Genomic DNA, 13,595 nt, shown 5'->3' on the forward strand with positions numbered 1-13,595 from the left:
AAAGGAATCCCCCCTGAGCTCAACCGGTGGGCACGACTCGCGTTCGTCCGTCGCCGCGCGATCCGCGAAGGTGACAGGTCGGTGACAGCTTGGGCTGATCGGGACCAGGGGCGAAAACCACGAAGCTTTCGTGAACTTGGCCGGGCGTGATTATTTTTTAGGCGAACGCTGGACTATATTTAAGCAACATCAGCGATCGGCGGACGCGGCTTTCCAGCGCGCCAGCAATTCAGCGCGCCGCCCCTGGTCGAAATTGGCCAGAAGGGCGGGACCGACACGGATCGGCCGGCCGGCCGCGCCCAGCGCCGGCGCGCCGCCGGCGGGGCGGATCGGCGTCAGCCTGGCCTGGGCCAGTCGCCTCTGCCCCTCGTCCGACATCAGATAGTCCAGAAACACCCGGGCCGCCTTGGGATGCGGCGCCGAACGGGTGATGAAGGCCACCCGCGAGAGCGACAGATGATAGTCGCTGGGCACGACATAGCCGATGTCGGCGTTGCGATGGCGCGCCCACCAGTCGGCGTAGAAGCCGTTCATGTCGTAGGCCAGATCGTGCGCGCCCGACAGACTGGTCAGCAGCGGCGCGCCCGGGACGAACAGGCCCGGCTCCGATTTGGCCAAGGCGTCGTACAAGGGCCAGGCGTCCGGATAGGCCTGCAGGTCGCTCGACAGGTACATGAACCCGACCCCGCTCTTTTCGGGATCGTACATGGCGATCTTGCCGCGCCAGCGTTCGGGGTTGGCGCGCAAGGCCGCCAGCAACGCGGCGTGGCTGCGGGGCACCTCCGACTCCTTCAGCGCCTTCCTGTTGTAGGCGAAGACGATCGGCTCGGCCGTCACGCCGAAGCCCTGGTCGCGCCAGACGGCCCAGGCCGGCAGGCCCTTGGCCTCCGGACTGCGATAGGTCTGGGCGTAGCCGTCGTTGATCAGCTTGACCTGGATGTCCATCGACGAACTCCAGGCCACATCGGCGACCGGCGCGCCCGCGTCCGTCTCGGCGATAAGGCGCGCCTGCATCGGTTTGGCGGCCAACTCGACGAAGCGGACCTTGATCTTGGGAAAGCGCTCGCGGAAGCCCTCGCCGATCACCTGGTGGACATCGGTGTTGAGATAGACGACGAGCTCGCCCTCGCGCTCGGCGGCGCGAATATCCCAGCCGCTGGTCGCCTGTCCGATCGACTTCGGCGCGCAGCCGGCCAGGGCGGACGCCAGGGCCAGCGCCGCCATGATCGCCACGGGCCCGCGTCTCTTGACCTGATGAGGCAATCGGCGTCGGATGATGACCTCCCCTGCGTGTTCGGTTCCTACATCCCCGATGAAGATACTGGTTGTCGAGGATGATCCGCCTCTGCGTCGCTCCCTGACCGCGACGCTGGAGAGCGAAGGTCACGAGCCCGTCTGCGCCGAGACCGGCGAGGCCGCTCTGGCCCTGGCCCTGGCGCACGGGGCCGACTTCGACGCCGTCATCCTGGACATCGGCCTGCCCGACATCGACGGCTTCGAGATCCTGGGCCGGCTGCGGCGCGAGGGCGTGCTGACCCCGATCGTCATGTTGACCGCGCGCGACGCGGTGCGCGATCGCATCGCCGGCCTGGACATGGGCGCGGACGACTATGTGCTGAAGCCGTTCGACCCGTTCGAGCTGGTGGCCCGGGTGCGGGCGGTGGCGCGGCGCAAGGGCGGCTACGCCACCCGGACGGCCCATGTCGGCGCCCTGGTCTGCGACTGGGAAGCCGGCGCGGCCTGGATCGGCGAGCGGCGGCTGGACCTGCGCCCGCGCGAGTGGGCCGTGCTGAAGGCCCTGGCCGCGCGTCCCGGCCGGGTCGTCGAGCGCGACCGCCTGGCCGCCGACGTGTTCCCCGACGAACAGGCCCCCTCGCCCAACGCCCTGGACGTCCATGTCGGTCGACTGCGACGCAAGCTGGCGCCGGACGGCCCGCGCCTGAGTACGCTGCGGGGCGTGGGCTACCGGATAGATCCATGAAGGCCAGGCCTTGGAAGGGCGGCCGTCCCAGCCTGGTCGGGCGCCTGCTGCTGGCGCAGGTCGTTCCCCTGGCCCTGCTGGGCGCGGCGCTCGCCCTGGCCGGCGCCCTGGCCGCCCGCGCGGTCGTGGAGAAGTCTTCCGACCGGCTGCTGGCCGGATCCGTGACCTCGATCGTCGCCCAGATCGGCGTGCGGGACGGTCAGGCCCAGGTGGCCCTGCCGCCCTGGTCCCTGGCCCTGCTGGACAGTCCCGAGCGCGACGCGGTGTTCTACGCGGTGCGCCAGGGCTCGCGCCTGGTCACCGGCTATGACGACCTCCCCCGCCTGCCCGCGCCCGCGCCGAACGAGACCAGTTTCAGCTATGCGAGAATGCGCGGCTACGAGGTGCGGATCGCCCAGTCGACGGTGATGGTGCCGGGCGTGCGCGAGCCCGTCGTGGTGGCGGTGGCCCAAAGCCTCGACTCGCGTCGCGCCAGCGTGCGCGAGCTGCTGTCCACCCTGATCGGCCTGCCTGTGCTGCTGGTCGCCGTGGCCGCGGCTCTGGTCGTGCCGGCCGTCGGCTGGGGCCTGGCGCCGCTGCGCCGCCTGACGGCCGATCTGAAGCGCCGCGCCCAGGCCTCGCGCCCGGACCTCGCGCCGATCGACGCCGCCGACACCCCCGCCGAGCTGTCGCCGGCCGTCGAAGCCTTCAACCACCTGATGAGCAGCCTGGAGCGCTTCACCCCGCGCGCTGGAGCGCTTCTCGGCCGACGCCTCCCATCAGTTGCGAACGCCCCTGTCGGTCATCGTCGCCAACCTCGCCCTGCTGGAGCGCTCGGCCGCCACGCCGCGCGACAAGGCCCTGCTGGGCGACTCGCGAGACGCTGCGGCCAACCTGCGCCAGGTGCTGACGCAGTTCCTCGCCCTGGCCCGCTCCGAGGCGACCGCGGCCGATGGCGAGGCCGATCTCGCCGCCCTGCTCAAGACGATCCAGGTCGAAGCCGCCCGCGCGTTTCCCGAGGTCGAACTGCTGACGCGCCTGCCCGCCGATCTGGGGCTCGCGCGCGGCAACGCGGTGCTGATCGGCGAGGTTCTGCGCAATCTGGTCTTCAACGCCTGCGCCTATGGCGGGGGCAAGGTGCGTATCGTGGCCAGGATGGATGGAGACGGACCCAGGGTCGTGATCTGGGATCGCGGCCCCGGACTGGACGAAGACGCGTTGCGCGACGTGTTCGCGCCCTTCAACCGGGGGAGCGCGGGCCAGGGGTCGACCGGCGCGGGCCTGGGCCTGGCCATCGTGCGTTCGATCACCCGGCGCCTGGACATCGATCTCGAACTGCGCGCCCGCCATCCCAGGCCGGGCCTGGTCGCCGACCTCCGCTTCCCGGCGGCATAGGATCGAGGACGGGGCGCGGCGCCGGCGGCCTCCGGCGTCCGATCAGGCGACGGACGGCGCCCGGAGGCGCTCGCGGAACGCCTCGATCCTCTCGCGATAGCCGTCGGCGTCACCGTACTCGAGGAACTCGTAATAGCGCTGATGAGGATCCGGCACCCGCAAGGCGTGCTTGATGGGGCACCAGTATTGTTCGGTTCGGCTGGCGATTTCCCGGACATAGGCGATGACGCCGTTCGCGTAGGCGCAGTAGGCGCAGTTCAGGATCTCGATCCAGTTCAGATAGCCGAGGCGCTGACGATCGAAGACAATGTACGTCTTTCGAGGCACCTGAGGTATGCGATAGGCCCGAAAGCAGATCGCCTGATAGAGGCTCGCCCAGGCGTCGATCATGAGGACGGGGAGGATAAGCGAATAGATCACCGGCGCCGTGATCATCGCGCTGAGCGTCGATTGCTTGAGGTAGCGCGCCGCGCTTGTGCGAAGACCGCGATGAGCGATGGTGACCCCATGCTCGAATTCGACGACCCGCTCGCGCAGGCGCCAGCCGAGACGTTTCCGGCCCGCCTCGATCTCGCGGTCGAGCTCGCTCTGAAGTCGCACGATCTCGGCGGCGAGTTCCTTCATGCGCTGTGTCATGGCCCCTCCTGGATTGAGCCGCTCAAGATGTCAGTATTTCCGATCCGTCGATACGGAGGCCCTGCTTGCTCGCCCTTGCGCCAGATCAAGACCGACCGAGCCGGGGGGCGTCCTATGACCCATGTTCAGCCCAGGCGCGGCTTGTTAGGGAACCGCTCGCCTTCGCGGCGCTCGCCGCGGACCTCCGTATCACCGTGACCATCGCAACGCGCGGGTATCCATGCTTGCCCCAATAACGGCGCCCTATCTTCGCCACGCCTCGAGGCGGGATCGGCCCGGACGGTCGGACACCCCGGAAAGCGGCTTCGCCCTTGGACATGTCTAGCGCCACGACGAAACCGCCCGAGGCCGGCCAGAGCGTTCGCGCCGCCTGGCGCGAGACTTTGCGGCGGATGCTGGCCAGGCTTCACTACGCCCTGGCGTCCGACGCCTTCAGGCTGAGCTTCGCGGTCGCCGTCTTCCTGGGCGCCTTGTGGCTGCTGCGGCGCGAGGTGCAGACGGCCTCGCCGTCGGCGATCCAGGCCGCCTTCCGGGCGACTCCCCCCTGGGCGATTGGCGCCGCCGTCGCCACGACCCTGCTCAGCTATCTGTGCCTGGCGGCCTCGGAGCAACTGGCGCTCGGCTATCTGGGCCGGCGGCTTGCGGCGTGGCGGGTGATCCTCGTCACCTTTGTTTCCTACGCCCTGTCCAACGGGCTGGGGTTCAGCCTCGCCACGGGGGCCGCCGCGCGTCTTCGCTTCTACCGGGCCTGGGGCCTTGGCGGGTCGGAGATCGGCGCGGTCACCCTGCTGGCCGGCGCCGCGGTCACGCTCAGCGGCGCGGTCGCCGCCGGGTTGGCCCTGCTGGCGATCCACGACCTTCCGCCGCCCCTCTACGGGCTGGCGGTGATCCTCATCGCTCCCGCGGGGCTCTGGATCGCCCGCCTCCCGAAAAAGGGCCGCCTGCTGCCCGCCATCGAACTGGCCACCCCGTCGCTGACGACGCGCCTGGGGGCGCTGGGCGGCGGGCTGCTGGACTGGGCGCTGTCGGGCCTGGCCTTGTTCGTCCTGCTGCCCGGGGCCTCGGCCGATCAGTTCGCCGGCTTCCTGGCGGTGTTCATCCTGGGCAGCGTCGTCAGCGCCGCGTCCGGCGTGCCGGGCGGCGTCGGCGTCTTCGAGGCGGTCGTCCTGAGCCTCAGCCATCGGTTCGCCCTGCCCCACGAGACCGTCGCGGCCCTGATCCTCTACCGCCTGATCTACGCCGTGGGGCCGCTGAGCCTGACCGCCCTGGGCCTGGGCGCCTATCAGCTGGGCCGCCTCGCCCAAGGCCGCGCGAGCGCGGGCCTTCGCTCCATCACCCGCGCCCTGGCGCCCCCCGTGGTCGCCGGCCTGGCCTTCTGGCTGGGCGCGGGCCTGCTGCTCGCCTCGGCCAACCTGTCCGTTCGCCTGACCCCGGCCTCCTCCTTCCTGGCGGCGTTTCCGTCTTCGCATCTGGTCTCCAGCATCCTCGGCGTGTTGCTGCTGCTCGCGGCCATCTCGCTCTGGCGGCGATTGGAGGCCGCCTATGTCCTGACGCTGCTGCTCGTCGTCGGCGGCGCGGCGTTCGAGCTCTGGAAGGGGCTCGGGCTGGCGAGCGCCGCGCCCCTGTTGCTCCTGGGCGTCGCGCTGGCGCCCTGCCAGTTCGCCTTTCGCAGACGCTCCGCGGCGTTTCACGATGTGGCGTCGGCGCCCTGGTTCGCGGCGTGCGGACTCGCCGGGGCTTCGGCCTTCACCCTGGCGCTGACCGCCCGGCAGGCCGGCGACCACACCCGTCAGCCCTGGTGGGCGCTGCTGCGCGGCGCCGACGCCGCGGGGCCGGTGGGCGTGGCGGCCGGCCTGGCCGCGCTGGGACTTCTGGTCGCCGCCTGGCGCCTGCTCAGCCCCAGCCGGTCGCGCGCCGCCCCGTCGTCGCCGAAGGACATCGCCCGCGCCAAGGCCATCATCGCCGCCGCCAAGGCGGTGTCCTGCGACGCCTTCCTGGCGCTGCTGGGCGACAAGTCGTTCGTCTTTTCGCCCTCCGGCCGCAGCTTCGTCATGCACCGGCCCATCGGCGCCCACTGGATCGCGATGAGCGATCCGGTCGGACCGCCCGACGATCGCCCGGCGATGATCGACGCCTTCGTCGAAGCCGCCGCCGACTCACAGGCGAGCCCGGTGTTCTACGCGCTGGATCAGGACAGCGTCCCGGACCTGATCGACGCGGGATTCCTGATCCACAAGATCGGCGAAAGCGCCTTGGTCGACCTGGCGGCCTTCAGCCTGCAGGGCAAGGCGCGCGAGGATCTGCGCCACGCCGTCAATCACGCCCAGCGAACCGGGCTGGCGTTCGAGATCCTGGAGCCGAACGATCCGCTGACGCCCTGGACCGAGCTGAAGGCCGTGTCGGACGCCTGGCTCGCGGCGCATCATGGCCACGAGCTGAGCTTCACCCTCGGATGCTTCGATCCGGCCTATCTGCTCAACTTCCCCATCGCGATGCTGCGCGGGCCCGACGGCGTTTCGGCCTTCGCCAACCTGGTCGCCACGCCCGACGGGCGCCGCCTCTCCGTCGATCTCATGCGCCATCGCCCGAGCGCCCAGCACGGCGTGATGGACGCGCTGTTCGTGTCGATCATCCTCTGGGGGCAGGCGCGCGGCTTCGCCGAATTCGATCTGGGCATGGCCCCGCTCTCCGGCCTCGAGTCGCATTCGGTCGCGCCGCTCTCGCGACGCGTGGAGGCCTGGGTCTACCGTTCGGCCGAACGGGTCTACGGGTTCCAGGGCCTCCGGGCCTACAAGCAGAAGTTCGGTCCCCACTGGAGACCGGTCTTTCTGGCGACTTCGGCCAGCGTGACCCCGGCCGTGGCGCTCGCCGAGGTCGGGCTACTGACCCAGAAGGGCCTCGACGCCAAGTCGATCCGATGAGCCCTGGCGAGGCCCGCCGGGCGGCTCGTCATCCGGGCCGGCGCTCGAGGATCACCGGCAGGCGCCTGAGCTGGCACATGGCGTGGTTGCCGATCCAGTCGTCGGCGTCGCCGGCCGCCTGGACCTCGATCCGGCGTTCGATCAGGGACTCCGCCAGGCTCCTGGCGAGCAGTCCGGCCACGAAACGCCCAGGACAGATGTGCGCGCCGCCGCCGAACGTGGTCGAGCCCTGCTGGGGACGGTCCAGGTCGAAGGCGTCAGGGTTCGGGAAGGCGTCGGGATCGCGGTTCGGCGGCGCCCACATCATCGTCACCCGGGTTCCCGCGGGAATGGTCCGCCCATCATAGGCGAGGTCGGCGCTGACGACGCGGTTGAGATGAATGACGGGCGGCTCCAGCCGCAGGCACTCGGACACCGCCGCGGCGGTCTTCTCCGGCTCCGCGCGAAGCCGGTCCGTCACCTCGGGATGATCCATCAACGTACGGATGGTGTTGGCGGCGGCCAGGGCGGCCGTATGGAATCCATCGAACAGGTTACCCGCGAGGAAGGCCCCCACCGTCTTGGGAACATAGCCGCCATGGTCGAGATCGTCGGCGATGTCGACCGCGGCGAGGTCCCGGGCCATGTCCAGACGAACGGACAACCGCCCGCCTCCAAGGCGCGCTGGCCCGCGCCCTCGAACGAGGCCGCGATAGGCCTTCGCGGCGGCGTCGGCCTGGCCTATGCCGTCCGCGTCCGGCCGCAGGAACAGCATGGGCGTCATCTTGCGCGCCTCCGTCGCCGCGCCCAGAGCCTCCGCGTCGGTCATCCCGATCAGTCCGCCCCAGTAGAGGCCGATCAGCGGCTCGGCGATCCGCTCGACGAGATCGACGGGCACGCCCAGCGGAAGATCGTCAAGGATCCGCCCGGCGATCTGGCGGGCGGCGTCGGCCCGCGCGGCGGTCGGCTTGGGCCCGATCTGGTTGAGAAGCACCTTGCGCAGGGTGGCGTTCAGAACGCCGTTGGCGCCGAAGAGCTGGTTCTTGATCAGGTCGGCGATGGCGAAGCCGACCGGCTTTTCCTCGAGCGGTTCGGCGCCGAGCAAGCCCGGAAAGAGCTGGTTGGGCGCCAGGGCCGAAAGCTCGGGCCGGGCCGCCAGAGCCCGGAGATCGGCATGGCGGAAGACCACGAGCGCGCCGCCGTCGCCTCGCAGGAAACGCGGGCCGCCCGGCTGGAACGCCCTGGCGCAGAACCGCCGGAACGCCATGCGGCCGCCGTCATAGCCATAATCCTCGAGCGTCGGCAGCGCGCCGATGTCCAGAACGGGCGGCTGATCGACTACGATGTCATCGGACATGGTCTTCTCCTTATCGCGCCGCGCGCGGGCGGGGGTTGGTCAGGCCGCGCGCCGCGTCGGTCCGGGGGCAGCGGCGAACGCGGACTTGGCCTGGCGCCGGACACGCGAAAGCCACAGCGTCATCGCCAGGACGAACGAGGCCGCCAGGCACGCGCCCGCGGCGACCAGCGCGCCGCGAACCTCGTGGGCGCCGACAAAGAACGAGCAGAGCATTGGCCCAGCGGCCGCGCCGACGGCCTGAACGCTGGGGGCCAGCAGAACCGCCCGCCGCGAGGGGTCCGACTCGATGATGAACGGCGCCTGCAGCGTCTGCAGAAACCCCACGCCAGACCGTGCAGGCCCGCGAAGGCGAGGAACACGCCGGGCCCCGGCAGGACCCACAGGCCGACCAGCACCGACAGGAACACCGGCAGACAGACCAGGAACGCGCGGTGATAGGGGATCCGCTCGGCCACCACGGCCGCCAGGCCCGAGCCGACGATGGAGCTGCCCAGGGCCAGGGCGACGGCCAGCCCGCCCTGGACCGGCGTCAGGCCCGCCTGGCCGGCCAGCTGCTCGACATAGGCCAGGAACCCGATGAAGAACGAAAACAGGAGAAAGACGGCGGCCAGGCTGACATAGGCTGCCTTCGGGATCGGCTCGGCAAGCACGGGCTCGTCGCTCGTGTTTCCCGCCAGCGGCGCCAGACTGGCCGGCAGGACGAACGCGACCGCCGCCGCCAGGACGGCGCTGGCGCCCAGGGTCGCGAAGCCCGCGTTGGCGCCGAGCGACGGCGAGACCAGAAGCGGTATGCCGGCCGCGCACGCCACCTGCAGCACCGCCTGGCTGACCAGGAAGATCCCGCTCCAGCGGCCCGGCGTCGGCGAGCGCACGATCATCAGCGTGGTCAGCCAGACGAGGCCGCCTTCGGCCAGGCCCGCCAGCGCCCGGATCACCAGGACCCCCAGCCCCGAGACCTCCAGCCCGGCGAGGTTGACGACGGCCAGGACCAGCGCGGCGACGAAGCCGACCAGCTTGAGCCGGCGCGGCGGCAGGAAGGCGTCCGCCAGCCCGACGCCCAGTCCGATGGCGAGAAACTCGATGGTCACGCTCCAGCCCAGCTGGTTGACGTCGAGCCGGCCCGCGTCGACCAGCCCCCCCAGAACCACCGGCTGGACGCCCGCCATGATCAGGGCGACCGATCCGATCGCCAGGAAAGCCGCGATCTGCGCGGCCGTCGGTCGGCTGCCGATCCAGCCGTCCTCGGCTCGCGCGCCGCGCGCCTGGGTGTCCTCGAGCGACATGCATTCCTCCAACGGGCCGTGGATCGGTTCTTCGACGGGTCTTCGCCCGACGGCCCTAAAGGTAGCTTTTGCTATCTCAAGAGTATCGTCAACCGGTCTCCCGCCGGATGGCTTCGACCGCATTGCCGCTTTGCTGGGCGCCGGCCTCCGGATCGCCCGCGCCCCGCTTCCCCGTGGGACGCGAACGCCCTCGCCAATAGGATAGTTTGGGCTACACTAAGCAGGCGCGGGCGACGCACGCCGCGACGGCGACAGGTTCTCTTGACCCGGCCCCGTTGCTATTCGACTGCACGCCGCCGATCCGCGGCGCTCTTCAAGGACCCCTGGTGAGCACCCCTGACCTCGAAGCCAAGTCACGGCCGTCCCGGCGCAACGGCATCAACACCTTCGAAGCGATTCTCGCGACGACCGGCGAACTGTTGGCCGAGGTGGGTTTCGAGCGCCTGACGACCAATCTCGTCTGCGAGAGGGCGGGACTGACGCCGCCGGCCCTCTATCGGTACTTTCCGAACAAGTACGCCCTGCTGACAGAACTGACCCGCCGGCTGATGGACGCCCAGGACCAGGTCGTCTTCGCCTGGGTGGAGTCGGGCGGCGCCCACTGGACCACCCTCGCCGCGGCCGTCGAAAGTCATATCCGGCTGCAGAAGGAGATCATCACCGTCACCCGCGCCTTTCCGGGCGGGCTCTGGATCCTGCGGGCGATCCGCGCCATGCCGCCCCTGCAGGACGTGCGCGTCGAGTCGCGGACGGCGGTGCTGGACCGGATCTTCGCGTTTCGCGTCAAGGACGGCCCTCCGGTCGACGAAGAGCGCCTGAAGCTGTCCATGCGCGTCTCCGAGCTGATGAGCTACGCGGCCATGGAGATGCTGGTGGAGGATCCCGAGCTCGACGAGGACATGGTCATCGAGGAAGTCGCCTGGATGATCGGCCGCTACCATTTCGACCTCCCCCGCCGGTCCCAGCTCTCCAAGGACTGACCGCCCGAGCGGATCGCGCTTCGGCCTCGCGCGAAGCTTGATCGCCTTCCCGGGTCCCGAACGACCGGATCCGGCCACAGCCCAAAGACCGCGGCCCTGAGCCCGCAGTCCCCCAGCCTTGAGCCCCGGAGCGCGCGCTCGGGCCGGCGCGAGCGTGGCCGAAGGTCACGACAAGCCCGCGGGCCATCTCTCCCCCTTTCCGGTTGCCGGTCGTCCTTCGAGCGGTTTGGCGCGGTTTCGCCTGCAAACCGGGCGCCTGGACCGCCGCGCCGCGCCAGGCCGTCCGGTCGCTTGCGCTACGCCCCCTTGCGTCGGGATAGTTTTTATTATCGTAATGGCCTGGACCGGTCGGAGTACTGGATAGACGGGGAGTTGAATATGAAAGCGGGTATGTTTCTGAGCTGCGCCGCGCTGGCGTTGTCCGGCGGTGTCGCGGCGGCCCAAACCCACGACAGCACGGCGATCGAGGAGATCGTGGTCACGGCCCAGAAGCGGTCGGAAAACCTGCAGGACGTGCCTGTGTCGGTCACCGCCCTGACGGGCGACGCCCTGGCGGCGCGCGGCGTCAACAACGTCCTGGCGCTCAACAACCTGGCCCCGGGCATGCGCATCAGCGCCGCCGACGCGGCCGCCAATCCCAAGATCTATATCCGCGGCGTGGGCCTCAGCGACTTCAACCCCAACGCCTCCAGCGGCGTCGGCGTCTATGTCGACGGCGTCTATATCGGCTCGCCCCTGGCCCAGATGGCCGGCTTCTTCGACCTGGCGCAGGTCGAGGTGCTGCGCGGGCCGCAAGGCACCCTTTATGGCCGCAACACCAACGGCGGCGCGATCAACATCACCACCAAGCGGCCCAGCCAGACCTTCGGGGCCGACGCCTCGCTGGAATACGGCAGCTTCAACGCCGTGACCGCCGATCTTGGCGTCGGCGGCCCGATCATCGCCGACAAGCTGGCCTTCCGCGTGGCCGCCCAGTACGCCAAGGACGACGGCTATACCTACAACCGCGTGACCGGCCACGATCTCAACGCCGCCGACCACTGGGCGGGTCGTCTGTCGCTGCTCTACACGCCGAGCACGGATTTCGAGCTGCTGACCCAGGTCAATCGCTACGTCAATCGCGGCGACGCCACCGCCCCGCAACACCGCGCCCTGTTCCCCGCCACCGCCGCGGCGACCGGAGCGGACGGCTTCTGCGCGTCCAACGCCTACGCCAGCGGCGCCTGCACCGACCTGCTGGGCTATGCCGACACCGACAACAACAGCCGGGCCGTGGACGCCAACCTGGAGGGCAAGGACAAGGTCGACCTGTTCGGCGCCTCGAGCCAGGCGACCTGGAAGCTCGGCGGCGTGTCCCTGGTCTCGGTGACGGCCTGGCAGTGGGCTCACCGCAACGACCTGGAGAACACCGACGCCAGCCCGCTGCAGATGGTCGAGATCAACTATCGCTCGCGCCAGCGCCAGTTCACCCAGGAACTGCGCCTGCAGTCGAACGACGCCTCGGCGCGCCTCAACTGGGTGTTGGGCGTCTATTACATGGACGAGCGGGTGGAGGATAACACCCGCCAGGACGTGCTGCGCGACCTGCGGCCGCTGTTCATCACCCCCGAAAACCCCACCGGCCTCAGCCTCGAAAACAGCGTCGGGACCTTCGGCTATCCCTACACCCAGAAGACCAAGGGCTACGCCGTGTTCGGCCAGGCCGACTACAAGATCACCGACCGGCTGACCGGCACGGTGGGCCTGCGCTGGTCGGCCGACGACAAGTCCATGGACTACAAGAGCCAGGCCGAGGACGGCCTGATCGTCATCCTGACCTCCAAGCAGAGCAAGACCTTCTCGGCGGTCTCGGGCCGGCTTGGCCTGCGCTACGAACTGAGCGACGACGCCAATGTCTACGCCACCTACAACCGTGGCTATAAGAGCGGCGGCTTCTTCGGCGGCCTGGCGACCACCGCCGAGGAGATGCAGCCCTACGACAACGAGACCCTCGAACGCCTACGAACTGGGCCTGAAGTCGGAGTTCCTGAACCGCCGGGTGCGCCTGAACGTGTCGGGCTTCTACTACGACTACAAGAACCAGCAGGTCTTCGCCCAGACCACGCGCAACGGCCTGACCGTGCTGGTGCTCGACAACGCCGCCAACTCCAAGGTCTATGGCGGCGAGGCCGAGATCACCGCCCGGCCGATCCAGCCCCTGACCCTGAGCGCGGGCATGTCGCTGCTGCACGCCAAGTACGGGGACTACTTCACCGAGGGCAAGGACTTCACCGGCAACTGGCTGCCGCAGTCGCCGAAGGTGACGTTCAACGCGGCCGCCACCTGGGTCGCGCCGCTGGCGAACGGCGCGTCGGTCGTGGCCAATGTGGACGCCAACTATTCGTCGAAGGTCTATTTCGACAACTCCAACGCCCCGCGCCTGTCGCAGGACGCGGTGTGGATCGCCGGCGCCCAGCTCAGCTGGCGCTCGCCAGACCAGAAGATCGAGGCCGGCGCCTTCGCCCGCAACCTGTTCGACAAGACCTACAAGGTGGCGATCTCCAATATCGACAGCCTGGGCGTGGATCTGCTCAGCTACAACCGGCCGCGGAGCCTCGGCGTCTTCCTGCGCTACCACTACTAGCGGAAACCGGAGCCGACCCAACCCGCTCGGGGTTGGGCCGGCTCTGGCGCTCAGCGCTGTCCGTAGGATCGGAACCGCTGCAGGATGCGGCTCATCTCGTCCTCGGACAGCAGGTTGGGTCCGCCGATCGCCAGGGTTCCCCAATAGACCGCCGCCTGCTCCTCGACCTCCTCGGTGATGGCCAAGGCGAAGTCGAGATTGGGCGCGGCGACGATCTGGCCATGATTGGCCATCAGGGCGGCGTAGCGGCCGTCCAGCGCCTCGACCACGGTCGCGGCCAGTTCCTCCGAACCGAAGGTGGCGTACGGCGCGACCGGCACGCTGCTGCCGCCGCTGACGGCGACCATGTAGTGCATGGGCGGGATCTGGAGGCCGGCGCAGGCCAGGATGGTGGCGTGGCGCGAATGGCAATGCACCACCGCCCCCACGTCGGGGCGCCGATCGAGAATCCCCTTGTGCAT

General features: G+C 69.7%; 10 protein-coding genes and 2 pseudogenes. 7 read left to right on the forward strand and 5 right to left on the reverse strand.

Annotated features, from left to right (window positions below; genetic code table 11):
• Positions 1-189 precede the first annotated feature (189 nt).
• Positions 190-1,224 (reverse strand): ABC transporter substrate-binding protein, encoded by a 1,035-nt coding sequence (locus tag ACHMW8_RS01860; RefSeq protein WP_395445867.1) that lies wholly within the window; start codon positions 1,222-1,224, stop codon positions 190-192.
• An 88-nt stretch (positions 1,225-1,312) separates the two neighbouring features.
• Between ACHMW8_RS01860 and ACHMW8_RS01865 the strand changes: the two genes are divergently transcribed.
• The 3 genes and pseudogenes from ACHMW8_RS01865 to ACHMW8_RS01875 all read left to right on the forward strand — a co-directional run bounded on the left by ACHMW8_RS01865 (position 1,313) and on the right by ACHMW8_RS01875 (position 3,355).
• Positions 1,313-1,981: a response regulator transcription factor gene (locus tag ACHMW8_RS01865; protein WP_125155640.1), complete on the forward strand. Its 669-nt coding sequence runs from the start codon at positions 1,313-1,315 to the stop codon at positions 1,979-1,981.
• Positions 1,978-2,409 (forward strand): annotated as a pseudogene (locus tag ACHMW8_RS01870) (sensor histidine kinase N-terminal domain-containing protein); the annotation flags it as partial. The gene ACHMW8_RS01865 and the pseudogene ACHMW8_RS01870, both read left to right, overlap by 4 nt.
• Before the next feature lie 301 nt (positions 2,410-2,710).
• The gene (locus ACHMW8_RS01875; RefSeq protein WP_395445868.1) at positions 2,711-3,355 is read left to right on the forward strand and encodes a sensor histidine kinase; all 645 of its coding nucleotides are present in this window, start codon (positions 2,711-2,713) and stop codon (positions 3,353-3,355) included.
• Positions 3,356-3,397: 42 nt separating this feature from the next.
• Here ACHMW8_RS01875 and ACHMW8_RS01880 read toward each other — a convergent pair whose 3' ends face one another.
• Positions 3,398-3,979, reverse strand: a complete 582-nt coding sequence (locus ACHMW8_RS01880) for a hypothetical protein (RefSeq protein WP_395444583.1) — start codon at positions 3,977-3,979, stop codon at positions 3,398-3,400.
• Positions 3,980-4,308: 329 nt separating this feature from the next.
• Here ACHMW8_RS01880 and mprF point away from each other — a divergent pair, with 329 nt between their 5' ends.
• Entirely contained in the window at positions 4,309-6,912 is a 2,604-nt protein-coding gene (mprF, locus tag ACHMW8_RS01885; RefSeq protein ID WP_395444584.1) for a bifunctional lysylphosphatidylglycerol flippase/synthetase MprF, read from the forward strand.
• A 28-nt stretch (positions 6,913-6,940) separates the two neighbouring features.
• Here mprF and ACHMW8_RS01890 read toward each other — a convergent pair whose 3' ends face one another.
• Complete coding sequence (locus ACHMW8_RS01890; protein ID WP_395444585.1) at positions 6,941-8,248, reverse strand: cytochrome P450; 1,308 nt, start codon at positions 8,246-8,248, stop codon at positions 6,941-6,943.
• A 119-nt stretch (positions 8,249-8,367) separates the two neighbouring features.
• A complete protein-coding gene (locus tag ACHMW8_RS01895; protein ID WP_395444586.1) occupies positions 8,368-9,531 on the reverse strand; it encodes an MFS transporter in 1,164 nt (387 codons plus the stop codon).
• A 326-nt stretch (positions 9,532-9,857) separates the two neighbouring features.
• Here ACHMW8_RS01895 and ACHMW8_RS01900 point away from each other — a divergent pair, with 326 nt between their 5' ends.
• From ACHMW8_RS01900 to ACHMW8_RS01910, 3 genes and pseudogenes are all read left to right on the forward strand, one after another.
• Positions 9,858-10,511 (forward strand): TetR/AcrR family transcriptional regulator, encoded by a 654-nt coding sequence (locus tag ACHMW8_RS01900; RefSeq protein WP_125155634.1) that lies wholly within the window; start codon positions 9,858-9,860, stop codon positions 10,509-10,511.
• 390 nt (positions 10,512-10,901) lie between these two features.
• A pseudogene (locus tag ACHMW8_RS01905) lies at positions 10,902-12,404 on the forward strand (TonB-dependent receptor); the annotation flags it as partial.
• Positions 12,403-13,134 carry a TonB-dependent receptor domain-containing protein gene (locus ACHMW8_RS01910; protein ID WP_395444587.1) on the forward strand — a complete coding sequence of 244 codons (732 nt, stop codon included), beginning with the start codon at positions 12,403-12,405 and terminating at the stop codon, positions 13,132-13,134. The pseudogene ACHMW8_RS01905 and the gene ACHMW8_RS01910, both read left to right, overlap by 2 nt.
• Positions 13,135-13,184: 50 nt before the next feature.
• Here ACHMW8_RS01910 and ACHMW8_RS01915 read toward each other — a convergent pair whose 3' ends face one another.
• Positions 13,185-13,595 carry a class II aldolase/adducin family protein gene (locus ACHMW8_RS01915; RefSeq protein WP_395444588.1) on the reverse strand — a complete coding sequence of 137 codons (411 nt, stop codon included), beginning with the start codon at positions 13,593-13,595 and terminating at the stop codon, positions 13,185-13,187.

The sequence above is a fragment of the Caulobacter sp. UC70_42 genome (assembly GCF_044056025.1).
Taxonomy (GTDB): domain Bacteria; phylum Pseudomonadota; class Alphaproteobacteria; order Caulobacterales; family Caulobacteraceae; genus Caulobacter.